Source organism: Thermosyntropha tengcongensis (assembly GCF_055381335.1).
Genome location: NZ_AP042437.1, coordinates 2,018,731 through 2,044,298, shown reverse-complemented (window position 1 = coordinate 2,044,298; position 25,568 = coordinate 2,018,731). Strand labels below are relative to the sequence as shown.

36 protein-coding genes are annotated in these 25,568 nt (G+C 43.8%); all 36 read left to right on the top strand.

The genetic code is table 11. The features are described from left to right. Positions 1-27: 27 nt before the first annotated feature. Complete coding sequence (locus tag ACZ42E_RS09930) at positions 28-666, top strand: hypothetical protein (RefSeq protein ID WP_464892164.1); 639 nt, start codon at positions 28-30, stop codon at positions 664-666. Positions 667-870: 204 nt separating this feature from the next. Beyond that, positions 871-4,251 (top strand): DNA-directed RNA polymerase subunit beta, encoded by a 3,381-nt coding sequence (rpoB, locus tag ACZ42E_RS09925; RefSeq protein ID WP_464893528.1) that lies wholly within the window; start codon positions 871-873, stop codon positions 4,249-4,251. A gap of 58 nt (positions 4,252-4,309) precedes the next feature. Further along, a complete protein-coding gene (rpoC, locus tag ACZ42E_RS09920; protein ID WP_464892163.1) occupies positions 4,310-7,852 on the top strand; it encodes a DNA-directed RNA polymerase subunit beta' in 3,543 nt (1,180 codons plus the stop codon). Between the two features lie 120 nt (positions 7,853-7,972). Next, positions 7,973-8,221: a L7Ae/L30e/S12e/Gadd45 family ribosomal protein gene (locus ACZ42E_RS09915; RefSeq protein WP_073093125.1), complete on the top strand. Its 249-nt coding sequence runs from the start codon at positions 7,973-7,975 to the stop codon at positions 8,219-8,221. Positions 8,222-8,242: 21 nt separating this feature from the next. After that, on the top strand, positions 8,243-8,623 hold the full coding sequence (rpsL, locus tag ACZ42E_RS09910) for a 30S ribosomal protein S12 (RefSeq protein WP_073093123.1): 381 nt from the start codon (positions 8,243-8,245) through the stop codon (positions 8,621-8,623). A gap of 14 nt (positions 8,624-8,637) precedes the next feature. Next, entirely contained in the window at positions 8,638-9,108 is a 471-nt protein-coding gene (gene rpsG, locus ACZ42E_RS09905) for a 30S ribosomal protein S7 (RefSeq protein ID WP_464892162.1), read from the top strand. Between the two features lie 26 nt (positions 9,109-9,134). Beyond that, positions 9,135-11,222 (top strand): elongation factor G, encoded by a 2,088-nt coding sequence (gene fusA / locus ACZ42E_RS09900; protein ID WP_464892161.1) that lies wholly within the window; start codon positions 9,135-9,137, stop codon positions 11,220-11,222. Positions 11,223-11,284: 62 nt separating this feature from the next. Further along, positions 11,285-12,487 carry an elongation factor Tu gene (gene tuf / locus ACZ42E_RS09895; RefSeq protein WP_464892160.1) on the top strand — a complete coding sequence of 401 codons (1,203 nt, stop codon included), beginning with the start codon at positions 11,285-11,287 and terminating at the stop codon, positions 12,485-12,487. 104 nt (positions 12,488-12,591) lie between these two features. After that, positions 12,592-12,903: a 30S ribosomal protein S10 gene (gene rpsJ / locus ACZ42E_RS09890; RefSeq protein WP_464892159.1), complete on the top strand. Its 312-nt coding sequence runs from the start codon at positions 12,592-12,594 to the stop codon at positions 12,901-12,903. 151 nt (positions 12,904-13,054) lie between these two features. Continuing rightward, a complete protein-coding gene (rplC, locus tag ACZ42E_RS09885; protein ID WP_464893527.1) occupies positions 13,055-13,666 on the top strand; it encodes a 50S ribosomal protein L3 in 612 nt (203 codons plus the stop codon). Between the two features lie 40 nt (positions 13,667-13,706). Beyond that, complete coding sequence (gene rplD / locus ACZ42E_RS09880) at positions 13,707-14,333, top strand: 50S ribosomal protein L4 (protein WP_464892158.1); 627 nt, start codon at positions 13,707-13,709, stop codon at positions 14,331-14,333. Next, positions 14,333-14,620 (top strand): 50S ribosomal protein L23, encoded by a 288-nt coding sequence (gene rplW / locus ACZ42E_RS09875; protein WP_464892157.1) that lies wholly within the window; start codon positions 14,333-14,335, stop codon positions 14,618-14,620. Before rplD ends, rplW begins: the two co-directional genes overlap by 1 nt. A 37-nt stretch (positions 14,621-14,657) precedes the next feature. Beyond that, on the top strand, positions 14,658-15,482 hold the full coding sequence (rplB, locus tag ACZ42E_RS09870) for a 50S ribosomal protein L2 (protein WP_464892156.1): 825 nt from the start codon (positions 14,658-14,660) through the stop codon (positions 15,480-15,482). Positions 15,483-15,498: 16 nt separating this feature from the next. Further along, entirely contained in the window at positions 15,499-15,786 is a 288-nt protein-coding gene (rpsS, locus tag ACZ42E_RS09865; protein ID WP_464892155.1) for a 30S ribosomal protein S19, read from the top strand. An 18-nt stretch (positions 15,787-15,804) separates the two neighbouring features. Continuing rightward, positions 15,805-16,146, top strand: a complete 342-nt coding sequence (gene rplV / locus ACZ42E_RS09860; protein ID WP_464892154.1) for a 50S ribosomal protein L22 — start codon at positions 15,805-15,807, stop codon at positions 16,144-16,146. Further along, positions 16,146-16,820 (top strand): 30S ribosomal protein S3, encoded by a 675-nt coding sequence (gene rpsC / locus ACZ42E_RS09855; protein ID WP_464892153.1) that lies wholly within the window; start codon positions 16,146-16,148, stop codon positions 16,818-16,820. The genes rplV and rpsC overlap by 1 nt, the downstream gene beginning before the upstream one ends. After that, on the top strand, positions 16,820-17,257 hold the full coding sequence (gene rplP / locus ACZ42E_RS09850; protein ID WP_464892152.1) for a 50S ribosomal protein L16: 438 nt from the start codon (positions 16,820-16,822) through the stop codon (positions 17,255-17,257). The genes rpsC and rplP overlap by 1 nt, the downstream gene beginning before the upstream one ends. Next, a complete protein-coding gene (gene rpmC / locus ACZ42E_RS09845; RefSeq protein ID WP_464892151.1) occupies positions 17,247-17,444 on the top strand; it encodes a 50S ribosomal protein L29 in 198 nt (65 codons plus the stop codon). Before rplP ends, rpmC begins: the two co-directional genes overlap by 11 nt. A gap of 22 nt (positions 17,445-17,466) precedes the next feature. Beyond that, entirely contained in the window at positions 17,467-17,736 is a 270-nt protein-coding gene (gene rpsQ, locus ACZ42E_RS09840; protein WP_464892150.1) for a 30S ribosomal protein S17, read from the top strand. A gap of 28 nt (positions 17,737-17,764) precedes the next feature. Further along, positions 17,765-18,133 carry a 50S ribosomal protein L14 gene (gene rplN / locus ACZ42E_RS09835; RefSeq protein WP_073090591.1) on the top strand — a complete coding sequence of 123 codons (369 nt, stop codon included), beginning with the start codon at positions 17,765-17,767 and terminating at the stop codon, positions 18,131-18,133. A 17-nt stretch (positions 18,134-18,150) separates the two neighbouring features. Beyond that, positions 18,151-18,462, top strand: a complete 312-nt coding sequence (gene rplX / locus ACZ42E_RS09830) for a 50S ribosomal protein L24 (RefSeq protein WP_464892149.1) — start codon at positions 18,151-18,153, stop codon at positions 18,460-18,462. A 28-nt stretch (positions 18,463-18,490) separates the two neighbouring features. Next, complete coding sequence (rplE, locus tag ACZ42E_RS09825; RefSeq protein ID WP_464892148.1) at positions 18,491-19,036, top strand: 50S ribosomal protein L5; 546 nt, start codon at positions 18,491-18,493, stop codon at positions 19,034-19,036. Positions 19,037-19,044: 8 nt separating this feature from the next. Further along, positions 19,045-19,230, top strand: coding sequence for a type Z 30S ribosomal protein S14 (locus ACZ42E_RS09820; protein ID WP_073090600.1), 186 nt, complete (start codon positions 19,045-19,047; stop codon positions 19,228-19,230). 28 nt (positions 19,231-19,258) lie between these two features. After that, positions 19,259-19,657 carry a 30S ribosomal protein S8 gene (rpsH, locus tag ACZ42E_RS09815; RefSeq protein WP_073090603.1) on the top strand — a complete coding sequence of 133 codons (399 nt, stop codon included), beginning with the start codon at positions 19,259-19,261 and terminating at the stop codon, positions 19,655-19,657. Between the two features lie 18 nt (positions 19,658-19,675). Then, positions 19,676-20,215: a 50S ribosomal protein L6 gene (gene rplF / locus ACZ42E_RS09810; protein WP_464892147.1), complete on the top strand. Its 540-nt coding sequence runs from the start codon at positions 19,676-19,678 to the stop codon at positions 20,213-20,215. A gap of 21 nt (positions 20,216-20,236) precedes the next feature. After that, a complete protein-coding gene (gene rplR / locus ACZ42E_RS09805) occupies positions 20,237-20,602 on the top strand; it encodes a 50S ribosomal protein L18 (RefSeq protein ID WP_464892146.1) in 366 nt (121 codons plus the stop codon). A 31-nt stretch (positions 20,603-20,633) separates the two neighbouring features. Continuing rightward, on the top strand, positions 20,634-21,137 hold the full coding sequence (rpsE, locus tag ACZ42E_RS09800; RefSeq protein ID WP_464892145.1) for a 30S ribosomal protein S5: 504 nt from the start codon (positions 20,634-20,636) through the stop codon (positions 21,135-21,137). A gap of 12 nt (positions 21,138-21,149) precedes the next feature. Beyond that, the gene (gene rpmD / locus ACZ42E_RS09795) at positions 21,150-21,335 is read left to right on the top strand and encodes a 50S ribosomal protein L30 (protein WP_073090616.1); all 186 of its coding nucleotides are present in this window, start codon (positions 21,150-21,152) and stop codon (positions 21,333-21,335) included. A 19-nt stretch (positions 21,336-21,354) separates the two neighbouring features. Beyond that, positions 21,355-21,795 (top strand): 50S ribosomal protein L15, encoded by a 441-nt coding sequence (rplO, locus tag ACZ42E_RS09790; protein WP_464892144.1) that lies wholly within the window; start codon positions 21,355-21,357, stop codon positions 21,793-21,795. Beyond that, on the top strand, positions 21,795-23,060 hold the full coding sequence (gene secY, locus ACZ42E_RS09785; protein ID WP_464892143.1) for a preprotein translocase subunit SecY: 1,266 nt from the start codon (positions 21,795-21,797) through the stop codon (positions 23,058-23,060). Before rplO ends, secY begins: the two co-directional genes overlap by 1 nt. 19 nt (positions 23,061-23,079) lie before the next feature. Then, entirely contained in the window at positions 23,080-23,727 is a 648-nt protein-coding gene (locus tag ACZ42E_RS09780; RefSeq protein ID WP_464892142.1) for an adenylate kinase, read from the top strand. Beyond that, complete coding sequence (gene map, locus ACZ42E_RS09775; protein ID WP_464893526.1) at positions 23,727-24,494, top strand: type I methionyl aminopeptidase; 768 nt, start codon at positions 23,727-23,729, stop codon at positions 24,492-24,494. The genes ACZ42E_RS09780 and map overlap by 1 nt, the downstream gene beginning before the upstream one ends. Before the next feature lie 11 nt (positions 24,495-24,505). After that, positions 24,506-24,796, top strand: a complete 291-nt coding sequence (locus ACZ42E_RS09770; RefSeq protein WP_464892141.1) for an RNA-binding protein — start codon at positions 24,506-24,508, stop codon at positions 24,794-24,796. Between the two features lie 2 nt (positions 24,797-24,798). Continuing rightward, positions 24,799-25,017 (top strand): translation initiation factor IF-1, encoded by a 219-nt coding sequence (gene infA, locus ACZ42E_RS09765; RefSeq protein ID WP_073090634.1) that lies wholly within the window; start codon positions 24,799-24,801, stop codon positions 25,015-25,017. A 35-nt stretch (positions 25,018-25,052) separates the two neighbouring features. Then, complete coding sequence (gene rpmJ, locus ACZ42E_RS09760) at positions 25,053-25,166, top strand: 50S ribosomal protein L36 (protein WP_073090637.1); 114 nt, start codon at positions 25,053-25,055, stop codon at positions 25,164-25,166. A 20-nt stretch (positions 25,167-25,186) separates the two neighbouring features. Further along, positions 25,187-25,555: a 30S ribosomal protein S13 gene (gene rpsM, locus ACZ42E_RS09755; protein ID WP_464892140.1), complete on the top strand. Its 369-nt coding sequence runs from the start codon at positions 25,187-25,189 to the stop codon at positions 25,553-25,555. Positions 25,556-25,568 lie beyond the last annotated feature (13 nt).

Sequence of the window (25,568 nt, the reverse complement as noted above, 5' to 3'; positions counted from 1 at the left end):
AGATAGAAATTAGATGGAGGCGAGAAATTGATAAGCAAAAAAGTTTTAAGTATTTTTTTTATATTGATGGTCTTATTTTTTTTAGAGGGATCAACTGTTGCTGAAGAAAACAAATACTGCTATTTTCAATTGGTGATAAGAGATGACAGAAGAGTAGAGGAAAAAATAACTTTTACCCCTAAGGCTTTAAGGGATAAGGCGCTTGCAGATAGTAGTAGCTCAAAATTAATAAACAGTATAGAAGAGTATACTGAAATGGGCCAGGCTTTTCCGCTGGAGGTACAGGTTAAAAATCGTATTTTATGGGATAATTATATAATAAGGAGCAATTATGGGAAAAATAAACTGGTAGATGAACTTATAAGTCGTGCTGACCAGGTGGTTTTTTCTTTGCAAATACCGGGGATTATAAGTGAATCTTCAGCTGCCAGAAAAGAGGGTAATACTCTGATTTGGACTATTTCTGCTGAAGAAAAGCCGGATATTTATGTGAATGCTGCGGTAATAGACGGTTTCAGACTGGCTTTGTTTATTTTGGGCATAGGCATTTTGCTGGCTTTTGGCTATTTTATAGGTGCTCTCCTTAGAGTAAACAGAATAATAGAAGAAGAATACAGCCTGGATACGGCTAAAATGCCTGAAACAAAAGAAAATAACCGAAAATAGCCGGCAAAAACGAATTTTTTAGTGTTCAACAGTAATAAAAATTAATTTCTTGACTTGACATGGTGCTTGTGATAAAATCAATAATTGCCATTGTATTAAGTAAAAAAGTTTTGGAAATTGTGGGGGTTAAAAGCGAGGTTTGGGATAACCTTGCTTTTCACTCGTTTTGGAATAATTAAAAGGGGTGATTTTGCATTGGCCCATATGCAAAAGTTTGGCAGGGTAGAGAGGCTGAGCTATTCCCGCATTGCTGAAGTAATTGAATTACCAAACCTTATTGAAGTTCAGCTTAAATCTTACAAGTGGTTTTTGGAAAAAGGCTTGCGAGAAGCTTTGGAAGAAGTATTTCCGATTACTGACTTTGCTGGCAATTTCGAGCTTGACTTTTTGGATTATACTTTGGGGGAACCCAAATATTCGGTTAATGAATGTAAAGAGAGAGATGTAAGCTATCAGGCTCCTTTAAAACTTAAGGTCAGATTAACGGAAAAAAGCACCGGTGAGATTAAGGAATCAGAAGTGTATATGGGCGATCTGCCACTGATGACGGAAAGAGGCACCTTTATAATAAATGGTGCTGAGCGAGTGGTAGTAAGTCAGCTGGTAAAATCACCCGGAGTATATTTTAGTGATCGGGTAGATGTGGCAGGCAATATTCTGTATGGTGCCACTATTATCCCTAATCGTGGTGCCTGGTTTGAACTGGAGATGGACAGTTCTGGCGCTATATATGCCAGGATTGATAAAAATAGAAAACTGGTAGTAACTGCCTTTTTAAGGGCTTTAGGATATGAAACTAATGAAGATATATTAGCTTTATACAATAATGATGAATCTATTAAAAAGACTCTGGATAAAGATAACACCACCAACAAGAAAGAAGCTTTAATCGAGTTTTATCGCAGGTTAAGGCCAGGTGAAATGGCGACTGAGGATGCTGCGGAAACTTTGCTTAACAACCTGTTTTTTGATCCCCGCCGTTATGATCTGGCACATGTAGGAAGATATAAGATAAATAAAAAACTCGGCCTTGATATTCCTGCTGATGTTAGACATCTTACCAAAGAGGATATTATCGAAACTATTCGCTATCTTATTGGGCTTATAAATGGACAGGGAAAGACTGATATTATAGACCATTTGGGGAACAGGCGCCTGCGCTCGATTGGTGAACTTCTGCAAAATCAGTTCCGCACCGGATTGGTACGCATGGAACGAGTAGTACGTGAGCGCATGAGCCTGCATGACATAGAAAATTTGACTCCCCAGGTGCTCATTAATATAAGGCCTATAAGTGCTGCCGTTAAAGAGTTTTTCGGCAGTTCTCAGCTGTCGCAGTTTATGGCTCAAACTAATCCTTTAGCCGAGCTGACTCATAAGAGACGTTTAAGTGCACTGGGGCCGGGTGGTCTTACCCGCGAAAGGGCAGGATTTCAGGTGCGCGACGTTCATCATTCCCACTATGGGCGTATTTGCCCTATAGAAACACCGGAAGGACCTAATATAGGTCTTATCGGGTCTCTTGCCACCTACAGCCGGGTAAATGAGTTTGGTTTTATTGAGACTCCTTACCGCAAGGTGGACAAGGAGAACAAAAGGGTTTTGAATGAAATTGTATATCTTTCTGCTGATGAAGAAGAAAATTACACTATTGCCCAGGCTAACAGCCCAGTAGATGAAAATGGGTACTTTATAGGGGACCGTATAGAAGCCAGACGGGGAGAAGAAATTGTTGAGGTAAGCCCGTCTCAGATAGATTATATGGACGTTTCTCCCAAGCAGGTATTCAGTGTAGCTACTTCCCTTATACCATTTTTGGAAAATGACGATGCTAACCGTGCCTTGATGGGAGCCAACATGCAGAGGCAGGCGGTGCCTCTTATAAAAACGGAAAGGCCGATTGTAGGTACAGGGCTTGAATATAAAGCGGCTAAAGATTCTGGAGCGGTAGTTGTATGTAAAAGAAGCGGGATAGTAAAGAGCGTAAGCGCCAACCGTATAGTTATACAGACTGATGATGGCGATACTGATGTATATGAACTGCTCAAGTTTATGCGCTCTAACCAGGGAACCTGCTATAACCAGCGGCCTATTGTGGAGGTAGGCGAAAGGGTAGAAGCGGATACCATTATAGCTGATGGCCCCAGTACGGATCATGGCGAATTGGCTCTGGGTAAAAATGTGCTGGTTGCTTTTATGCCCTGGGAAGGATATAACTATGAGGATGCTATTTTACTTTCTGAACGGTTGGTAAGAGAAGATGTATTTACTTCTATCCATATTGAAGAATATGAATGTGAGGCTCGTGATACTAAACTGGGGCCGGAAGAGATAACCCGGGACATTCCCAATGTATCGGAGGATATGCTTAAAAACCTGGATGAAAACGGTATTATAAGGGTGGGAGCCGAAGTAAGGCCTGATGATATTCTGGTGGGCAAGGTAACTCCTAAAGGGGAAACTGAACTTACGCCGGAAGAACGCCTTTTGAGAGCTATATTTGGTGAAAAGGCAAGGGAAGTAAGGGATTCTTCTTTGAGGGTGCCCCATGGTGAATCGGGCAAAGTGGTGGCAGTTAAGAAATTTTCACGCGAAAATGGAGATGAGCTTCCCCCAGGAGTAAATCAGCTGGTAAGGGTTTACGTGGCTCAGAAGCGCAAAATATCTGAAGGGGACAAAATGGCAGGGCGCCATGGGAATAAAGGGGTTATCTCCCGCATAATGCCGGAAGAGGACATGCCGTTCCTGGCTGATGGCACTCCGGTAGATATTGTGCTTAACCCGCTGGGAGTTCCTTCCCGTATGAACATAGGGCAGATTCTGGAATGCCATATGGGATGGGCAGCTAAAGCTTTAGGGCTTCATATCGCGACACCGGTATTTGATGGGGCCACAGAAGAGGATATTTTTGCCAAACTCAAGGAGGCAGGGCTTCCGGAAACCGGAAAAACCATACTTTATGACGGACGAACAGGGGAGCCTTTTGATAATCCGGTAACGGTAGGGGTTCTCTACATGCTGAAGCTGGCTCACCTGGTTGATGATAAGATACATGCCAGGTCGATTGGGCCTTATTCTCTGGTTACCCAGCAGCCGCTGGGAGGTAAAGCCCAGTTCGGTGGCCAGCGTTTTGGAGAAATGGAAGTATGGGCATTAGAGGCTTATGGGGCTGCCTATACCCTGCAGGAAATACTGACGGTAAAATCTGACGATGTAGTGGGAAGGCTTAAGACCTATGAAGCTATAGTAAAAGGGGAAAACATACCTGAACCAGGAGTTCCGGAAGGTTTCAAAGTGCTGATAAAAGAGCTGCAGAGTTTGGCTCTGGATGTCAGAGTTTTATCGGGTGATGATAAGGAAGTTGAAATAAAAGGAGCCGATTATGAAGCGCTAGAAAGAGATCGGGCTCAAGAACTGGGTATTGATTTGCCTTTATCACTGCCTACTGTGGGAGGCAACCGGGCAGAGGAAGACCTGGAAGAAGATGAGGGAGAAGAATTTGAAGATATTGACGAATTAGATATTGTTCGGGATTTGGAAGATGTGGATGAGGACCTGGATTTTGATGATGATGACGGATTTTAAAATATAAATAGACTCTCAGGGAAGAAGGGCCATAATCTTCTGGAAGGGAGAGACTAATTTGTTGGATGTTAATAATTTTGAACGTATAAAAATATCTTTGGCATCTCCGGAACAGATCCGCTCCTGGAGCAGCGGGGAAGTAAAAAAACCTGAAACCATAAATTACCGCACCTTGAGACCTGAAAAAGAAGGGTTGTTTTGCGAAAAAATCTTCGGGCCAGTTAAAGACTGGGAATGTCATTGTGGAAAATATAAGCGGGTGCGCCACAAGGGCATAGTTTGTGATAGATGTGGAGTAGAAGTAACTACTTCTAAAGTGCGGCGTGAAAGAATGGGGCACATTGAGCTTGCTGCCCCTGTATGCCACATATGGTATTTAAAAGGTATTCCCAGCCGTATAGGGCTTCTTCTGGACATATCGCCCAAAGTTTTGGAAAAAGTAATCTACTTCGTAAATTATATAGTTATTGAGCCGGGAGATACGCCGCTTTTAAAGCATCAATTGCTGAATGAAAAAGAATACCGCGAATACCGGGAAAAGTATGGAAATGCCTTCCGGGCAGGCATGGGTGCGGAAGCAGTTAAAACCCTCCTGCAGGAGGTTGACCTGGAAAAGTTATCCCGGGAACTCAAAGAGGAAATTGCAACCAGTACCGGACAAAGAAAAGCAAGGGCCATAAAAAGGCTGGAAGTGGTGGAAGCGTTTCGTTTATCAGGCAACAAGCCGGAATGGATGATTTTGGATGTGCTTCCGGTAATACCTCCGGAACTAAGGCCTATGGTACAGCTGGATGGTGGACGTTTTGCCACTTCTGATTTAAATGATCTGTACCGCCGGGTTATAAACCGCAATAACCGGCTAAAGAGGCTAATCGACTTAGGAGCTCCTGATATAATTGTCCGTAATGAAAAGCGTATGCTGCAGGAAGCAGTAGATGCGCTTATCGATAATGGAAGAAGGGGAAGGCCGGTAACTGGTCCCGGAAACAGACCGTTAAAATCTTTAAGTGACATGCTGAAAGGTAAACAGGGACGTTTCCGTCAAAACCTTCTGGGTAAACGCGTTGACTATTCCGGACGTTCGGTTATCGTGGTAGGCCCCCGGCTTAAGATGCACCAGTGTGGGCTTCCCAAGGAAATGGCCCTGGAACTTTTCAAGCCTTTTGTCATGAAGAAACTGGTAGATAAAGGGCTGGCTACCAATATAAAAAGTGCCAAAAAGATGGTAGAGAGAGGCCGGGATGAAGTATGGGATATACTGGAAGATGTTATTAAAGAACATCCTGTGCTTTTGAACCGGGCTCCTACTCTGCACCGGCTGGGGATTCAGGCATTTGAACCTATTCTGGTAGAAGGAAGAGCGATACAGCTGCATCCATTGGTATGTACTGCTTATAATGCGGACTTTGATGGAGACCAGATGGCAGTGCATGTGCCGCTGTCAGCTGAAGCCCAGACCGAAGCAAGGCTTTTGATGCTGGCTACCAATAATATCCTGAATCCTAAAGATGGGAAACCGGTAGTTACTCCTACCCAGGATATGGTTATAGGTATATACTATCTCACTTATATGAGTAAAGAAGAGTGGGAGAAAGAAAATGTAAAGGCCTTCAGTTCTCCGGAAGAGGCTCAGATGGCTTATGAGGCCGGGATTATCAGCCTGCATGAAAAGATAAAGGTGCGTATAAAACTTCCCGAAAAGACGGGTAAGGAATTTCTTAAAGATCCCAATCCGGTATATAGAGAACAAATTGTGGAAACTTCAGTGGGAAGGGTCATATTTAATGAGATTATTCCTGACAGCCTGGGTTATTATAATGAAACTATTGATAAGAAAAAGCTGGGCAACATTGTTTATGACTGCTACCGGCTGGAAGGAAACGCCAAGACAGCAAAGATGCTGGATGGCATAAAAGAGCTGGGATATAAATTTAGTACCCGGGCAGGAATCAGCGTAGGTTTGATTGACTTTAAAACCCCGGAAGCCAAAGCAGAAATTATTGCTGAAGCTGATAGAGAAGTAGATGCTATCCAGGATGAATATATGCAGGGGCTTATAACCGAAGAAGAAAGACATAACCAGATAGTAGAAGTTTGGACCAAGGCTACTGATGCTGTTACTGAAGCCTTAAAGAATTCACTTCCAGAAGATAACCCGGTATATATGATGGCCATATCAGGTGCGCGCGGTAATATGCAGCAGATAAGGCAGCTGGCTGGTATGCGCGGACTTATGGCTGACCCTTCGGGTAAGATTATAGATTTGCCCATAAAAGCAAACTTCCGTGAGGGACTTACCGTTCTGGAATACTTTATATCTACCCACGGGGCTCGCAAAGGGCTGGCAGATACCGCTTTAAGAACTGCTGACTCTGGATATCTTACCAGGCGTCTGGTAGATGTGTCGCAGGATGTTATTGTAAGAGAAGCTGACTGCGGTACCCTGGAAGGGATATGGGTAGAAAAAATAACCGAAGGCTCTCAGCTTATAGAACCCCTGCATCAGCGCATAATAGGCAGGGTATCAGTAGATACCATCGTACATCCGGAAACTGGTGAGGTTCTTGTAGAGGAAAATACCGTAATAGATGATGAAGCAGGCTACGCTATAGAAAGGGCAGGAATAGAAAGGGTAAAGATAAGATCGGTGCTCACCTGCAAGACTAAACATGGGGTATGCCAGAAATGTTATGGCCGCAACCTGGCTACCGGCTATGATGTAGAAATAGGGGAAGCAGTAGGAACTTTGGCTGCCCAGTCTATAGGTGAGCCGGGAACTCAGCTTACCATGCGTACCTTCCATACCGGTGGTATTGCAGGTGAAGATATAACTCGCGGTTTGCCGCGTGTTGAGGAGTTGTTTGAGGTACGCAAGCCGAAAGGGCAAGCCCTGGTAACTGAGGTTAGTGGAAGGGTGCATTTTGTTGAGAACAAAGGTAAGCGGGAAGTTGAAATAATAGGCGACAATGGTGAAGTTTTAGCCAGTTATCCTGTACATTATGGTTCCCGTCTCAAGGTGGGAGAAGGCGACTATGTTGAAATAGGCGATGCTTTGACGGAAGGGCCTTTAAATCCGCATGATATTTTAAATACCAAGGGATTGCAGGCTGTACAGCAGTATCTGCTGCAGGAAGTGCAAAAGGTTTACCGTTCTCAGGGTGTTGACATAAATGACAAGCATATTGAAATAATGATACGCCAGATGCTCAAGAAAGTACGCATAGAGGAAGCAGGGGATACCAATCTGCTCCCGGGCTCCTTTGTAGATATTGCTACCTTTGAAGAGGAAAACCTTGAGGCTATCAAGAAAAATAAGCTCCCTGCAGTATGTAAGCCAATGCTCTTAGGTATTACCAAGGCTTCACTCAATACTGAATCGTTCCTGTCAGCTGCTTCTTTCCAGGAAACTACCAAAGTATTGACGGAAGCAGCTATCAAAGGGAAGGTGGATACCCTTATAGGGCTTAAGGAAAATGTTATAATAGGTAAGCTTATACCAGCCGGAACCGGGTATCCTATTTACAAAAAAGTAAATATCTGTGAAAACAGGCCTTCTGTTGATGAAAATGCCGGTAATCAGGCAAATGAGCAGCAGGGATAGATATTTATGAAACGAAATAAAATATTTGACTTTAGAAGGAGCCAAGTGCTAAAATATCTAAGTGCGTGGCAAGTAAACTCTGCGGTTGCTTGGATTTAATCAAGCAAGGAGGGTCGTAAATTGCCATTGGCAGAACTTAAAAATGCTCCCAAGGTGATAGGAACCAAACAGGTAAAAAAAGCTATTGCCAAAGGGAACGCCAGGAAGGTTTATATTGCCTGTGATGCTGAACCGCATATTACTGAACCTATAAAGGCGGCATGCCTGGAAAAGAATATAGAGATTGAGATGGTGGAAAGTATGGAAATACTGGGCCATACCTGTGGGATTGATGTAGGTTCAGCCGCAGTAGCTATAATCAATGAATAAGGCGGGGAAGGAGGTGCAAAGATGCCGACAATAAACCAATTGGTAAGAAAAGGACGTTCTAAGGTAAAAAGAAAATCAACTGCACCAGCCCTCAAAAGCTGTCCGCAGAAGAGAGGGGTATGTACCCGTGTTTATACTACAACCCCTAAGAAGCCGAACTCTGCTTTGCGTAAGGTTGCCAGGGTGAGATTGACCAATGGGATTGAAGTTACTGCTTATATTCCTGGAATTGGACACAACCTGCAGGAGCACTCGGTTGTTTTGATTAGAGGCGGCAGGGTAAAGGACTTACCAGGGGTGAGATATCATATTATAAGAGGAACCTTAGATGCAGCCGGGGTACAGAATCGTGCCCAGGGAAGATCCAAATATGGTACCAAGAGACCTAAACAGAAGAAATAGGAAGGAGGCTCGGCATGCCTAGAAAAGGGCCTGTCCCCAAAAGGGATGTTCTGCCTGATCCGATTTATGGCAGCAAGGTGTTTACCAAACTGGTCAACCAGGTTATGTGGGATGGCAAAAAAAGTCTGGCTGAAAAGATATGCTATGGGGCATTTGACATTATAGCCCAGAAAACAGGAAGAAATCCTATGGAAGTTTTCGAAGAAGCTATGAAGAATGTTACTCCAGTGGTAGAAGTAAGGGCCAGACGTGTTGGTGGTGCCAACTATCAGGTTCCGGTAGAAGTAAGACCGGAGCGCAGACAGACTTTGGCTATCAGATGGTTGGTAACCTTTGCCCGCAAACGTGGTGAAAAAACTATGGCTCAGCGCTTAGCGGCTGAAATAATGGATGCTGCCAATAATACAGGCGGAGCAGTTAAGAAAAAAGAAGATACCCATAAAATGGCTGAAGCCAACAAGGCTTTTGCTCATTATCGCTGGTAAAGGATTGAGGCGAGGAGTGGTTTATAGTGCCTGACCACAGTGCTCTATCTGCCGTCAGAAATATAGGTATAATGGCGCATATTGATGCAGGCAAGACAACTACTACAGAGAGGATACTCTATTACACGGGTAAAGTCCATAAGATGGGGGAAGTCGATAAAGGCACAGCTACTATGGATTGGATGACCCAGGAGCAGGAGCGGGGTATAACTATTACTTCCGCTGCTACTACCTGCCGGTGGAAAGATCATACTATTAACATTATCGACACGCCCGGACATGTGGACTTTACAGTTGAAGTGGAAAGGTCTTTGCGCGTGCTCGATGGGGCTATAGCTATATTCTGTGCGGTGGCTGGAGTACAGCCGCAGTCAGAAACGGTCTGGCGGCAGGCGGACAAATACCACGTTCCTCGTATAGCATATATAAACAAGATGGACCGGATTGGAGCTGATTTTTTCCGGGTTATAGATATGATGAAGCAAAATTTGGGTTGTGAACCGGTGCCGGTCCAGTTGCCTATAGGTGCTGAAGATTCCTTTATAGGTGTAATTGATCTGATAAGGCTGGTTGCTTATGTTTATGACCAGGATGAAACTGGGGAGACTTACACGACAAGAAAACTTACAGATGAGGAAACTCTTCAGGCGGAAGAATACAGGAATTTACTTTTAGAAAAGCTTGCCGAATATGATGATGAAATTATGGAAAAATATCTGGAAGGGCAAGAATTTACGCCTGAAGAAATAATAAGGGCTTTGCGCAAAGAAGTGATATCCAATAACCTGGTTCCGGTTTTCTGCGGTTCTTCTTTTAAAAATAAAGGGGTTCAAATGCTGCTTGATGGAGTAGTTCATTATCTCCCTTCACCGTTAGACCTCCCTCCGGTGAAGGGTAAAAGCATGGATACCGGGGATGAGGTAGAGTTTAAAGCTGATCCGGATGAGGCGCTGTGCGCTCTAGCCTTTAAGGTTATGAGTGATCCTTATGTGGGTAAACTTACTTACCTGAGGATTTATTCTGGCACTTTGAAAACAGGGATGCAGGTTTTGAATGTTGGCAAAGGTCGCAAAGAGCGCATAACCAAGATTTTAAGGATGCATGCTAACCACAGGGAAGAAATGGATGTGGCTTACGCCGGTGACATAATAGCAGGGGTAGGGCTAAAAGATACAACAACTGGTGATACCTTGTGCCTGGAAAACAAGGTTGCCCTGTTAGAACCGATGAGCTTCCCTGAACCGGTAATCGATGTAGCGATCGAGCCAAAAACCAAAGCTGATCAGGATAAGATAAGTGAGAGCCTGGCAAGGCTGGCAGAAGAGGATCCTACTTTTAGAACCAGAACCGACCCTGAAACAGGACAGACCATAATATCGGGGATGGGAGAGCTTCATCTGGAGATTATTATAGACAGGCTGCTCAGGGAATTTAAGGTAAATGCTAATGTAGGAAATCCACAGGTAGCATATAAGGAAACCGTAAAGAATAAGGCGCGAGGAGAGTTTAGACTGGAAAAACAGGTGGGAGGTCGTGGGCAGTTTGCCCATGTTGTTTTAGAGGTCCTTCCTTTAGAAGAAGGAAAAGGGAAAAACTTTGTGGATAAAACTTCCGAAGAGATAATCCCGCGCCAGTTTATAGAACCGATCAAAGCCGGAGTCATGGAGGCTTTACAGGCTGGTATATTGGCTGGATATCCTGTTGATGACTTGGAAGTTGTGCTTCTGGGCGGTTCTTATGATGAGGAAGCTTCCAATGAACAGGCGTTTAAAGTGGCAGCAGTTATGGCTATAAAAGAGGCTTTGCAAAAAGCTGATCCCTGTTTGTTGGAGCCTATTATGGAAATAGAAATAATTTGCCCGGAAGAGTATGTAGGGGATGTAATATCCGATCTTAATGCGCGACGAGGCAGGATATATAATTTAGAAGAAGCTAAAGATGGCAAGATAATCAAAGGTACTGTGCCTCTGGCGGAGACTTTTGGCTATGCCACCAGCTTAAGATCTTTAAGCCAGGGCCGCGCTACATTTTCTATGCATATCAAGAATTATGCTGAAGTACCTGAAGCTAAAAAAAGGGAAATTATCGCCAAAAGATATGGATTGCCTATTTAGAAAGGCAGTGTTTAACTTAATGCAAATGCTGGAGAAAATCTGAAAGGAAAGGTGAGAAGAAGATGGCAAAGGCAAAATTTGAGAGGACCAAGCCGCATCTTAACATTGGGACCATAGGGCACGTAGACCATGGCAAGACTACTTTGACAGCAGCGATTACTTATGTATTGTCCAAAGTAGGTGGAGCTCAAGCTACCTCTTATGATGAAATCGACAAGGCACCGGAAGAAAGAGAAAGAGGAATAACCATCAACACTGCTCACGTAGAGTATCAGACCGACAAGAGGCACTATGCCCATGTGGACTGTCCGGGACACGCTGACTATGTAAAGAACATGATAACCGGAGCAGCCCAGATGGATGGGGCCATACTGGTAGTAAGCGCAGCAGATGGTCCGATGCCGCAGACCAGAGAGCACATACTTTTGTCCCGTCAGGTAGGAGTACCGTATATAGTAGTATTTTTGAACAAGATAGACATGGTAGATGATGAAGAATTATTAGAACTGGTAGAGATGGAAGTAAGAGAACTGCTTAATGAATATGAGTTTCCGGGAGACGATGTACCTGTAATCAGGGGATCTGGGCTTAAGGCATTAGAATGCGGATGTGGAAGCAGGGACTGCGAATGGTGCGGCAGGATCTGGCAGTTAATGGATGCAGTAGATGAATATGTGCCGATGCCGGAGAGAGATGTAGACAAGCCGTTCTTGATGCCGATAGAAGACGTATTTACCATAACCGGAAGAGGAACCGTAACCACCGGGAGAGTAGAGAGAGGAAAGGTAAAAGTAGGGGACGAAGTAGAGATAGTAGGGTTGAGAGAAGAGACCAAGAAGACCGTATGCACCGGAGTAGAAATGTTCCGGAAGCTGCTTGATGAAGCACAGGCAGGAGACAACATAGGGACCCTGTTAAGAGGAGTAGACAGGAAAGAAGTAGAAAGAGGAATGGTGCTGGCCAAGCCGGGCAGCATAAAGCCGCATACCAAATTTAATGCAGAGGTATACGTTTTGACCAAGGAAGAAGGGGGAAGACACACTCCGTTCTTCAGCGGATACAGGCCGCAGTTTTATTTCCGTACAACTGACGTAACAGGAGTAATCAGCCTTCCTGAAGGTGTAGAGATGGTAATGCCCGGGGACAACGTACAGATGACTATCGAGCTTATCACCCCGATAGCCATTGAAGAAGGATTGAGATTTGCGATAAGAGAAGGCGGAAGAACTGTTGGCGCCGGTGTTGTTACTTCTATAATTGAGTAAGGGATGTAAACCTGGTCGTTCGTTTAAGGAACGATCAGGTTTGTTCCTGCAAAACACCCGGCTGCGTGTAACGAATAACCCAAGTTAAGGAGGTTAATGCTGGAGTGAGTGCTAAGCAGAAAGTAAGAATAAAATTAAAAGCTTTTGATCATAAACTGCTTGATCAATCCTCACAAAAAATTGTGGAAACTGCTAAAAAGAATGGATCAAGGGTTTCGGGACCAATTCCCCTGCCCACAGAGAGAACTATATACACTATTTTAAGATCTCCCCATGTAAATAAAGATTCCAGGGAGCAGTTTGAAATGAGAACTCACAAACGCCTTATAGATATACTGGATCCTAACCCCAAAACTATTGATGCCTTAATGCATCTGGATCTGCCTTCCGGAGTAGACATTGAAATTAAGCTTTAATTCTGCCCAGAGGTTAAAGCTGAAAGACTAGTGGGTGTTAAGGTCTTAAGGCGAAGAGAGTAGAGAATGTGAAGTTGGAGATCCCACTTCCAACCAATCACAAAGAAAGTTAGGAGGTAACAAAGTGGCTAGAGATGTAAAAAAAGGCATAATGGGCATTAAAGTTGGCATGACCCAGATATTTGATGAAAATGGCAAAGCGATACCTGTTACTGTAGTAGAGGCAGGTCCCTGTACGGTTATTCAGAAAAAGAAAGTCGAAACTGATGGTTATAACGCTATTCAGGTAGGCTTTTACAACCTGAAAGAAAAGAAGGTTAATAAGCCGTTGAAAGGACACTTCAAGAAAGCCAATGTAAAGCCTATGCGTTATATAAAAGAGTTCAGAGTAAGTGATGTAGATGCTTATGAAGTTGGGCAGGAAATCAAGGTCGATATTTTTGAACCCGGGGATATAGTGGATGTGGTAGGCACTTCCAAGGGTAAAGGATTTGCTGGTGGAGTAAAGAGACATAACTTTGCCCGTGGGTCTATGGGACATGGATCAAAATATCATCGCCGTCCGGGTTCTCTGGGAGCTAAAGGACCTGCTCGCGTATTTAAAGGACGTAAGCTTCCTGGCCGCATGGGAGGCGAAAGGGTTACTGTCCAGGGCTTGAAGGTAGTAAAAGTCTATCCGGAACGTAATCTTATCCTGATCAAGGGTGCAATTCCAGGGCCCAAAAGAGGTCTGGTTATGATAAAAGACTCAGTTAAAGCCTAAAAGAATGATGACCTGAACTGGAAAAGAGGAGGTTGTGAAAATGCCTAAGGTAGCGTTGTATGACATGAGTGGGGCCCAAATAGGCGAAATTGAATTGAATGATAATGTTTTTGGCATAGAACCTAACGAAGCAGTACTGGCTGATTTTGTAAAGATGCAGCTGGCCAATAAAAGAGTAGGAACTGCTTCTACTAAAAATAGAGGGGAAGTAAGCGGAAGTGGAAGAAAGCCATGGAGACAAAAAGGTACCGGCCGTGCTCGTGTAGGCAGCATCCGCAATCCTATCTGGAGAGGCGGCGGAATAGTTTTTGGACCCAAACCGCGTGATTATTCTTACCGCTTACCCAAAAAAGTTAGAAGATTGGCTATGCGTTCTGCATTGTCAGCCAAAGTTAAAGACAATAATATCATCGTAGTTGATAAACTGGTCTTTGATGAGCCTAAAACCAAGAAAATGGTTGAGGTTTTAAAAGCCTTAAATGCAGGGAAAAAGACTTTGCTGGTTACACTGGATTCTGCTGACAGCAATGTAGTAAAATCCGCCCGCAATATACCGGGAGTTAAACCTTTAAGAGCCGATTTTATAAATGTATATGATCTCTTAAAGTATGAAACCCTGCTTATTACCAAAGATGCTGTGGCCAAGGTAGAGGAGGTGTTCGCATAATGAAGGACCCTCGCGATATTATCATCAAACCGGTTATAACTGAAAAATCGATGGATCTTTTAGCTGACAACAAGTATACCTTTATTGTTGATAAAAAAGCCAATAAAACTGAAATAAAGAATGCTATAGAAAAAATCTTTGATGTCCGGGTAGAAAAAGTACGCACCATGAACGTGAAAGGCAAGACAAAGCGTATGGGAAGATTTGAAGGCAAAACCCCGGACCGCAAAAAAGCTATCGTAACCCTTAAACCAGGACATAAGATACGCTTATTCGAAGGTATGTAATAGGTGTTTGGCTGTGCAGTAAGGAGGGAAAGTAAAAATGCCGGTAAAAAGCTATAAACCTGTGACACCTAGCAGAAGACACATGACTGTGATGTCATTTGAAGAAATAACCAAGAAAGAGCCTGAAAAGAGCTTAACCGTTCCTCTTAGAAGCAAAGCGGGACGCAATGCTAAAGGCCGTATTACGGTAAGACACAGAGGTGGCGGACATAAGCGCTTATACCGCATAATTGACTTTAAGCGGACAAAAGATGGAGTTCCTGCTAAAGTAGCGGCGATTGAATACGATCCTAACCGTTCAGCTAATATTGCCCTTTTGCACTATCTGGATGGACACAAGGCTTATATAATCGCACCGGATAAGTTGAAAGTTGGGGACATAGTTGAATCTGGACCTGATGCTGATATAAAGCCGGGCAACGCTCTCCCGTTAAGGGATATACCGGTTGGTACTCTTATCCACAACATCGAATTAAGACCAGGCAAAGGCGGCCAGCTGGTTAGAGCAGCCGGATCTGTAGCGCAGCTTATGGCTAAAGAAGGCGACTATGCTCATGTAAGGCTGCCTTCGGGAGAAGTTAGACTTATTCACTTGAACTGCCGGGCAACTGTTGGCCAGGTAGGAAATCTTGACCATGAAAATGTTACTATCGGAAAAGCTGGTAGATCACGCTGGTTAGGAAGAAGGCCTACGGTTCGCGGTGCAGCTATGAACCCGGTTGACCATCCACACGGCGGTGGAGAAGGTCGTGCTCCTGTAGGAAGAAAATATCCGGTTTCTCCTTGGGGTAAGATTGCTATTGGTGGCAAGACTCGCAAGAAGAAACCTTCTGATAAGATGATTATCAAGAAACGCAAATAATTAAGGAGGTCTACAAATGGCTAGATCACTAAAAAAGGGACCTTATTGTGATGAAAAACTTTTAAAAAAGATAGAGGCCATGAATGAATCTGGCCAGAAAAGGGTTATCAAAACCTGGTCCAGACGGTCTACTATTATGCCGCAGATGATTGGCCATACTATTGCTGTACATGATGGACGCAGGCATGTACCGGTTTATATAACCGAAGAAATGGTAGGCATGAAGCTGGGAGAATTTGCTCCTACCCGCACATTTAAAGGGCATGCCGGTTCCAAGAATGAAAGAGCAAGCAAGTCAAGATAAAGAAAGGAGGCAGCCATCGTGGAAGCCAGGGCAGTTGCTCGTTATCTCAGGGTATCTCCTCTTAAGGCTCGTCAGGTAGTTAACTTGATAAGAGGAAAAGATGTAAATGAAGCTTTAGCGATTCTTAAATATACCAACAAAAGGTCTGCTCCTATGATCTATAAACTTTTAAAATCTGCTATTGCTAATGCTGAGCACAACTATGACATGGATTCTGATGATTTATATATATCTGAGATATATGTTGACGAAGGGCCAACAATCAAGCGCATGCGTCCTCGGGCTTATGGAAGAGCAGATCTGAGGCGTCACAGAACCAGCCACATAACTGTTGTTTTAAGGGAAAAGGAGGTTAAATAGTGGGTCAGAAGGTTCATCCGAAAGGATTTAGGCTTGGGGTAATAAGAACTTGGGATTCCAACTGGTATGCTGACCGGGATTACACCGATCTGCTCCATGAGGATTATAAAATCCGCAAATTTATAAAAGAACGTTTTTATATTGCCGGTATTTCCCGTATAGAAATTGCGCGTACCGGAAACAGAGTGAGGGTTACTATCCACACTGCTAAACCTGGTATTATAATCGGCCGGGGCGGAAATGAAGTTGAGGTATTAAGAGATGAGTTAAATAAGATGACCGGCAAGAATGTGAGCATAAATATCCAGGAAATAAAGAAACCCGAACTGGATGCCCAGATTGTAGCAGAAACGATAGCTCAGCAGATTGAAAAGAGGGTTGCTTTTAGAAGGGCAATGAAACAGGCTTTGGCCAGAACTATGCGGGCAGGAGCCGTAGGCATGAAAGTTGCCGTGTCCGGAAGGCTGGCGGGAGCTGAAATAGCAAGAACCGAGTGGATTTCTGAAGGCAAGGTTCCTCTGCATACCTTAAGGGCAGATATTGACTATGGATTTGCTGAAGCTAATACAACTTATGGAAAAATCGGGATAAAGGTTTGGATAAACCGGGGCGAAATTTTGCCGGAAGCAAAAAAGAGACCCCCGCAGAAAGTAGTGGAGGAGGCAGATAACTAATGCTTACCCCGAAGAGAGTTAAGTATAGAAGACCGCACAGACCTAGAAAGCTTACAGGTAAGGCAAATAAGGGGAATACAGTAACTTATGGCGAATATGGACTTATGGCTTTAGAACCCGGATGGATCACCAACCGCCAGATTGAGGCTGCTCGTGTTGCTATAACCAGGCATGTAAAAAGAGGCGGAAAAGTTTGGATAAAAATATTCCCGGATCGTCCGATTACTGTAAAACCGGCAGAAACTCGTATGGGTAAAGGGAAAGGTTCTCCTGAACACTGGATAGCAGTAGTAAAACCGGGAAGAGTTATGTTTGAGCTTTCCGGTGTTAGCGAAGAAGTAGCCAAGGAAGCCATGCGCCTGGCATCTCACAAACTGCCGGTTAAATGTAAATTTGTGAAACGTGAAGAAATGGGTGGTGAGGCTAGTGAAAGCTAAAAAAATGAGAGAACTTACCGATCAGGAACTCTTGAAAAAGGTTGATGACTATAAAGAAGAGTTATTCAATTTAAGGTTTCAACTGGCCACCGGTCAGTTAGACAACCCCATGCGCATAAGGGAAGTAAAGAGAAATATCGCCAGATGCAAGACGGTTTTAAGACAGCGGGAGCTTGCGAAAAAGTAATTAGGGCAAAGGAGGTCTAAGGGTGGCTGAAAACCGTGGAAATAGAAAGGTAAGGCTGGGGACTGTTGTAAGCGATAAGATGGATAAGACGATTGTGGTAAGGGTAGAGACAGTCAAACAGCATCCTTTGTATAAGAAAACGATAAAGACCAGCAAAAAATATAAGGCTCATGATGAAAATAACGAAGCTAAAGTCGGTGATGTAGTAAAAATTATGGAAACCCGTCCCTTGAGCAAAGAAAAAAGATGGAGACTGGTGGAAATTGTAGAGAGAGCTAAGACTTTAGAGTAGGCCTGCATCATGAAGGGAGGTTTACACGATGATTCAGCAAGAAACTATACTTCAGGTAGGAGATAACACAGGAGCTAAAAAGCTTTTATGCATAAGGGTTCTTGGTGGCTCTACCAGAAGGTATGCTACCGTGGGGGATGTCATAATCGCTTCAGTTAAAGAAGCAACCCCAGGCGGCATAGTGAAAAAAGGCGATGTTGTGAAAGCGGTGGTAGTTCGCACCAAGAAGGAAATAAGACGCGAAGATGGTTCATATATATCTTTTTCCGAAAATGCAGCGGTAATAATAGATAATAACAACAATCCTAGAGGGACCCGTATATTTGGGCCTGTAGCCAGGGAACTCAGAGAAAAGAATTTCATGAAAATAGTATCCCTAGCTCCGGAAGTCCTTTAAGCATGGAGGTGTGAGCGATGCGCATTAAAAAAGGCGATAATGTACTGGTTATTACAGGAAAGGACGCCGGCAAAAAAGGAAAGGTGCTTAGAGTAATTCCCAAAGAAAATCGTCTGGTAGTTGAAGGGATAAACAAAGTTAAGAAACATCAGAAACCTTCCCGGGCTTTCCCGCAGGGAGGCATTCTTAAGATCGAAGCACCTTTGCATGCATCAAATGTGATGCTTATATGCAATAAATGCAATAAGCCGACCCGTGTGGGTGCTAAAATCCTTGACAATAAAGAAAAAGTACGAGTATGCAAAAAATGCGGAGAGATAATAGACTAATGCTCCCGGAAAGGAGGCTTAAAATTACATGGCCAGGTTACAGGAACTATATAGAGAAGAGATAGTACCTAAGCTTATGGAAAAGTTCGGATACAAGAATGTTATGCAAGTTCCTAAAATAGATCGCATAGTTCTGAATATTGGGGTGGGAGAAGCTATTCAAAACCCCAAAGCACTGGATGGAGCGGTAAATGACCTTACTGCTATAAGCGGACAGAAACCGGTTATAACCAGAGCGCGCAAGTCAATTGCTGGTTTTAAGCTGCGTGAAGGTATGCCGATTGGCTGTAAGGTTACTTTGCGCGGAGAAAGGATGTATGACTTTTTAGATAAGCTCATAAATTTTGCTCTCCCCAGAGTACGTGACTTCAGAGGTGTTTCACCTGATGCTTTTGACGGCAGGGGGAACTATCATCTGGGAATCAAGGAACAGACTATTTTCCCGGAAATCGAATATGACAAGATTGATAAGGTGCGGGGTTTAGAAGTATCTATTGTTACTACCGCCAAGACGGATGAAGAAGCACGTGAGCTGTTAAGACTCATGGGAATGCCGTTTAGAGATAGGGGGTAAGTGAATAAATGGCTAAAAAGGCTATGATAATTAAACAGCAGAGACCTCAGAAATTTAAGGTTCGCGAATATAATCGCTGCAAGATTTGCGGCCGGCCTAGAGCATATATGCGCAAATTCGGAATGTGCAGAATTTGCTTCCGTCAACTTGCTCACAAAGGCGAAATTCCAGGAATTAAAAAAGCAAGCTGGTAGTGTTGCTATTGTAAAGGAGGTATAAAATATGGTCATGACTGATCCCATAGCCGATTTCCTGACCAGAATCAGAAACGGCAATATGGTGATGCATGAAACCGTTGAGGTACCCAGTTCTAAGATGAAACTTGCTATTGCCAAGATTATGAAAGATGAAGGGTACATCAAGGATTATGAATATATCGAAGATGGAAAACAGGGAATAATCAGGATATACCTCAAGTATGGCCCCAACAAGGAAAAAGTTATTACCGGATTAAAAAGGATCAGCAAGCCAGGACTCAGGGTATATGTTAAAAAAGATGAAGTGCCTAAAGTTTTGGGTGGACTGGGAACAGCCATCATATCCACTTCGAAAGGCGTAATGACTGACAAAGAAGCCCGCAAGCTTGGTCTGGGCGGAGAAGTAATCTGCTATATATGGTAGCTGAAGGAGGGAAAATACGTGTCAAGAATTGGTAGAAAGCCTATCAGTCTACCCAAGGGAGTAGAAGTTACGATAGAGAATAAGGTTATAACTGTAAAGGGGCCGAAAGGTGTTTTGTCTCAGGAGATTCCCGGTGATATAGTTATAACCAGGGAAGAAGACCAGTTGATTGTAACCAGAGAAAATGATCTGCGCCATAATAGAGCTTATCATGGTTTGGTCAGGGCTTTGGTTGCTAACATGGTAGAAGGAGTTACCAACGGCTTTGAAAAACGGCTGGAACTGGTAGGGGTAGGTTACCGTGCTCAGATGCAGGGTAAAAAGCTGGTTATAAATATAGGCTTTTCCCATCCCGTAGAAATAGAACCCCCAGCAGGGATCGAGTTTGAAGTTCCTGCACCTACTAAAATTGTAGTCAAGGGTATTGATAAGCAGCTGGTTGGCAACACAGCAGCTCATATTAGAGCGATAAGGAAGCCTGAACCGTACAAAGGAAAAGGTATCAAGTATGAAAATGAACAGATTAGGCGCAAAGCTGGTAAAGCAGGTTCTAAATAGGTTTAGGAGGGAGTGACAACCTTGTTTAAAAAACCCAGCAGAAATGAATTAAGGAAAATAAAGCACAAGCGGGTACGGAAAAAAGTTTTTGGTACGGCAGAAGCTCCCAGGCTTTGTGTTTATAAAAGCCTCAATCATATATATGCACAGATAATCGATGATGAAAGCGGAGTTACTCTGGTGGCAGCTTCCACTCTGGACAAGGATCTGCGTGGGCTTTCTTCTACCAGAGATATAGAGGCTGCTAAAAAAGTAGGGGCTGCCATTGCTGAAAGGGCGCTGGCTAAAGGGATAACCAGAGTAGTCTTTGACCGCAGCGGCTACAAGTATCACGGCAAAGTTGCTGCTTTAGCTGATGCGGCCAGAGAAAAAGGGCTTATTTTCTAGTCTATAAACTGTATGAGCTAGGAGGGAAAAGATGAGCGATAATAGACAGGCTCTTCCGGAAATGATAGAAAAAGTTATCAACATCCGCAGAGTGGCGAAAGTTGTAAAGGGCGGACGCCGCTTCAGCTTCAGCGCCCTGGTAGTTGTAGGTGACGGCCAGGGTAAAGTTGGGGTTGGCAAAGGAAAAGCAGCTGAAGTTCCGGAAGCTATTCGCAAGGCTATAGAAAATGCCAAGAAAAATATGATTACTGTGCCGCTTATTGATGACAGAACTATCCCGCATGAGCAGACGGTTAAATTCGGAGCTGCCAAGATATGGATGAAGCCTGCTGCTCCTGGTACTGGTGTTATTGCAGGAGGCGCTGTACGTGCAGTTTTGGAGGCAGCCGGGGTAAAAGATATTTTGACAAAATCCCTGGGGTCCAATAATGCCATAAACATGGCTTATGGAACTATCGAAGCATTGAAAGGGCTTAAGAGACCGGAAGATGTTGCAAAACTGCGGGGCAAAACAGTGGATGAGATATTGAACTAGGGAGGGATAAACTTGCCTAAGAAGCTTAAGATTACTTGGAGTAAGAGTACTATAGGCTGCCCTCAGACTCAGAGAGCGACTATCAAAAGTTTAGGCCTTAGAAAACTTAACCAGTCAGTGATAAAAGAAGATTGCCCCCAGATAAGAGGGCAGATAAACAAGGTAAAGCACTTACTTACCGTAGAGGAAATAGACTAAACTTAAGGGAGGTTTTATAGTGAGACTGGATGAGCTAAAATCTCCAGCAGGTGCGAATAAACGCCCCAAACGGGTAGGAAGGGGTCCAGGCTCCGGGCACGGAAAAACTTCTACTCGCGGGCATAAAGGGCAAAAAGCTCGTTCTGGCGGGGGCGTAAGGCCAGGTTTTGAAGGTGGACAGATGCCCTTGCAGAGGCGCATACCCAAACGCGGGTTTACCAATATATTCAAGAAAGAATATGCTATCGTGAATGTTAAAGATTTAAATATCTTTGCGGATGGAACCGAAGTTACTCCTGAACTGCTTATAGAAAGCGGCTTAGTAAGGAAACTGAAGGATGGAGTAAAGATATTAGGTGACGGCGAACTGGAAAGAAGCCTCATTGTTAAGGCACATAAAGTAAGCAAACAGGCCGAAGAGAAGATAACAGCCAGGGGCGGCAGGGTTGAGGTGATTTAATGTTTGGCTCTTTAGGGCAGGCAGCAAAAATAGGAGACCTGCGTAGCAAGATATTGTTTACCTTATTAATGCTCCTGGTGTTCAGGCTGGGAGCCCATATACCCGTACCGGGGATTAATTCAGAGGCTATACAGGAACTCTTAGGTGGTCAGCTTTTTGGTTTTTTTGATATAATTTCTGGTGGTGCATTTAAGAAGTTCAGTATTTTTGCGATGAGTATTACACCCTATATTAACGCATCAATTATAATGCAGCTTCTGCAGGTTATTATTCCCCGGCTGGACGAACTGGCCAAAGAAGGGGAAGAGGGGCGTAAAATCATCGCTCAGTATGTACGCTATGGTACGGTTGTATTAGCTTTTATCCAGGCGATTGGAATGTCTATTGCCCTGGGACGTTATGGGGTAGTCCAAAATCCGGGCGTAGGTTCTTATCTTTTGATTGCGCTTTCTCTTACCGCGGGGACTGCTTTCCTGATGTGGATAGGAGAAATGATCACCGAAAGAGGGATAGGCAACGGAATTTCCCTTTTGATCTTTGCTGGTATCGTATCGCGTTTGCCTGGTGAATTTGCTGCGGTTATTCAGCAGATTTCTGGTGGAATAATCGGAGCTTTCAATATAATCCTGTTCATTGTAATTGCCCTGGCTATAATTGTGGCAATTATTGCTGTCAATGAAGGACAGAGAAGGATACCGGTACAGTATGCCAAAAGGGTAGTAGGAAGAAAACTTTATGGCGGACAAAGCACCTTTTTACCGCTTAAAGTCAACTCGGCCGGGGTTATTCCTATAATCTTCGCTATGTCGCTCATGATGTTCCCGGCGACCATAGCTTCCTGGACTGATCCCCAGTCGAGCCTTAACCAGTTTTTGAACAATTATTTCCATTTTGGAACCGCAATCTATAATATACTATATGCAGTTTTAATCGTTTTCTTTACCTATTTCTATGTAGCTATAATATTCAATCCCCTGGATGTAGCCGAAAATCTCAAGAAATATGGAGGCTTTATACCAGGAATAAGACCGGGAAGGCCTACTGCTGAATATATAGACAAGGTTCTGTCAAGGCTAACTTTGGCAGGCGGAATTTTTCTGGCTTTGATTGCCGTTTTGCCTACCATAGTCATTGCAATAACCGGAGTAAAGGGGATATGGTTTGGAGGAACGGCGCTGCTTATAGTAGTTGGGGTTGCCCTTGACACTATGAAGCAGATAGAGGCTCACCTCCTCTTAAGGAATTACGAAGGTTTTATAAAATAAAAACAGGAGATGATCGGCAGTGAATGTTATCTTAATGGGGCCTCCAGGTGCAGGTAAAGGAACCCAGGCGGAAAAGATTAAAGCAGCCTATCCCATTCCTCATATCTCAACCGGGGATATGTTCAGGGAAGCGGTAAGCAACAAAACCCCCCTGGGTATGGAAGCCAAAAAATATATGGATGAAGGGAAATTAGTTCCTGATGAGGTTACCATAGGGATAGTGAAAGAACGGCTTATGCAGCCGGATTGCAGCGAAGGTTTTTTGCTGGACGGATTTCCAAGAACAGTGGCGCAGGCTGAGGCACTGGATGAACTGCTCAAAGGAATAGGCAAAAAACTGGAAGCAGCTATAAATATTTATGTTCCCGATGATATACTGATTGAGCGTATGACAGGAAGGGTAACCTGCAAAGAGTGTAAGGCCGTTTATCATCTTAAATTTAATCCGCCTGCCAAAGAGGGCATATGCGACAAGTGCGGAGGAGAACTGGTTGAACGCAGTGACGATAGAGGGGATATAGTCAAGAAACGCCTGGAGGTTTATAATGAACAGACTAATCCTCTTATCGAATATTATAAGAGAACGGGAATTCTTTATAATATAGACGGTAACCGGTCTACTGAGGAAGTTTTTGCAGACATAAAGAAGGTATTGGAGAATCTTTGATGATAATACTGAAGACTCCTTATGAAATTGAAAAGATGCGGAAAGCCGGAAAGGCAGTGGCCGAAGTTTTAAGCATATTGGAGGAAAAGGTAAAGCCGGGGATAACTACTGCTAACCTTAATGCTATAGCTGAATACGAATGTAAAAAGCGGGGTGCACATCCTGTTTTCAAGAATTATCCCAATCCCCGGCGCGGCCGTCCTTTTCCCGGTGTTATATGTGCCTCTGTAAATGATGAAGTGGTGCACGGCATACCTTCAGATAGGGTTTTAAAAGAAGGAGATATAGTAAGTATCGATTTTGGGCTTATGCTTGATGGATTTGCCGGGGATTCTGCCATTACGGTCCCGGTAGGGGAAGTGAAGCCTGAAGTCCTCAAACTTATAAGAGTAACCGAAGAAGCCCTTTATAAGGGGATAGAAAAAGCAGTTCCTGGTAATCGTTTGGGTATGGTATCGAACGCGATACAGGTTTATGCTGAGACACATGGTTTTTCGGTGGTAAGAGAGTTTGTGGGACATGGAATAGGCCGCAGTATGCATGAAGATCCGCCCGTTCCTAATTTTGGCCGTCCAGATCGGGGACCGGTATTGAAAGAAGGCATGACTCTAGCTATTGAGCCTATGCTTAATATGGGGACCTATAAGGTTTATGTAGATATTGATGAATGGACAGCCAGGACTTTGGACGGCAGTTTTTCAGCGCATTTTGAACATACTGTTGCCATAACCGCCGATGGTCCGGAAATATTGACTTTGAGGAATTAGGAGGCGGTTTAATGGATGAAAGGATAGGCCGGGTAGTTATATCCAAGCGAGGCAGAGACAAAGGAAGGCTATTTGTGGTGGTTGATGTGGTAAATAATGATTACTGCCTCATAGCGGATGGAGACCTGCGCAGGATTGAAAAACCCAAGCTTAAGAACAGCAAGCACTTGCAGTTTACGAACTGGATAGCGGAAGATGTGATGGCTTATCTGAAAGAAAGGAAGATGCCGGAAAACCATGTAATCAGGAAAAACCTTAAGCGGATTGAGGAAGCTAGAGAAAGAGATGGGAAGGAGGTCTGATAATGGCTAAGGATGATGTTATTGAGGTCGAGGGTACGGTTATAGAACCACTGCCTAACGCTATGTTTCGAGTCGAACTGGAAAACGGCCATAAAGTCCTCGCCCATATATCTGGAAAGATGCGCATGAATTTTATAAGGATATTGCCAGGAGATAGAGTAATGGTAGAATTGTCGCCCTACGATTTAAACCGCGGCCGCATAGTTTACCGTTTTAAATAATGGTATCCCGAATGTCGATTAAGGAGGGAATAGGCTTGAAAGTTAGACCATCTGTAAAACCTATGTGCGAAAAATGCAAGGTAATAAAACGCAAAGGCAAGGTTATGGTTATATGTGAAAATCCTAAACACAAACAGGTACAAGGTTAATAATCTGGAGGTGAATAGATTTGGCAAGAATTGCGGGTGTAGACCTACCGCGTGATAAGAGAGTGGAGATTGCTTTAACCTATATATATGGGATAGGAAAACCGTCTTCCCAGAAAATATTAGCCAAGGCAGGTATAAATCCTGATACGCGAGTCAAAGATTTAACTGAGGAAGAAGTTTCCAAATTAAGAGAGATTATCGACCGTGAATATACGGTAGAAGGTGACCTGCGCCGTGAAGTCAGCATGAATATAAAGAGATTGATGGATTTAGGCTGCTACAGAGGACTGCGTCACCGCCGTGGATTGCCGGTAAGAGGCCAGAGAACCAAGACTAATGCTCGTACTCGCAAAGGGCCGAGACGTACCGTTGCCGGCAAGAAGAAATAGTCAAAGGAAAAGG